This is a genomic window from Stenotrophomonas sp. P5_B8 (assembly GCF_054049855.1).
Genome location: NZ_JBFULO010000756.1, coordinates 1 through 985, shown reverse-complemented (window position 1 = coordinate 985; position 985 = coordinate 1). Strand labels below are relative to the sequence as shown.

Annotated in this window: 1 protein-coding gene; it reads left to right on the top strand. The window is 59.8% G+C overall.

Features of this window, described 5'->3' with window-relative positions; genetic code table 11:
- Window positions 1–136: 136 nt before the first annotated feature.
- Window positions 137–985 (top strand): TonB-dependent receptor domain-containing protein (locus ACXJKH_RS21250; protein ID WP_457322346.1); only part of this gene is annotated, 849 nt, incomplete at its 3' end.

Sequence of the window (985 nt, the reverse complement as noted above, 5' to 3'; positions counted from 1 at the left end):
GGCGAGTCGCCCCAAGAGTCGCATCCATGCGCTGATAACGGACAGCGAATCAGATGCTGACGGAAGCATCGATAGCCTTCGCAAGACCAAAGAACTTTTCAATGGAACTACCACCACATTCAATCTCGCGCCAAGGTTGAACTGGAAGTTCGACGAAGACAACGCACTTACCTGGAACAGCCTTGTGCAGCACTCGAGGGAAGAGTGGACGCGTGACCGCCAGGAGAATGTTCTGGTGGGCGGCCCCACCGACTATCCCCGCAACGTATGGATCAATGACTCCCGCGCGTGGTCGGGCCGAACCGACCTGAACTGGAAGCACACGTATGAATCCGGCGCGACGTTGAACGCCAAACTCGGCCTCAACTACCTCAAGCGCGACACCAACTTCAACTTCCTCGGTTTTTCACCAACCGGTGATTTCGCGCTGGACCGCCAGGTTGTTTCCGATGCGATCGACAGGAACTACACCACTACTGGCAAGTACCTGGTGCAGGCGGGCGACAGTCACYCCATCGCGCTGGGCTGGGATGGCGCTTACACAGCGCGCAGCGAAGCCCGCCTGCAACACGACCTGGACCCGCAGGGTACGGTGCTCGATATCATTGACGAGAGCTACCGCGCAGGCGTCAAACGCATCGCGTTGTATGCGCAGGATGAATGGGAGGCACGGGACAGTCTGCAGATTTATCTCGGCGCTCGCTGGGAAGGCCTGTACACCCACGTTGAAGGACCCACGATTGCATCGGTAGGCAACGACTCGAGTGTGTTCAGCCCCATCGTGCAGGCGGTCTGGAAGGTGCCCGGCACCAAGAAGGACCAGGTTCGGTTCGGGGTGGCGCGCACCTTCAGTTCCCCAGCGCCGCGCACGCTCGTGCCTCGCCGCTACACCGTCAACAACGGAAACTCACCAACCAATCCCGATATTCAGGGAAATCCCGACCTGCTGCCCGAGATCGCCTGGGGCGTGGACGCAGCCTACGAG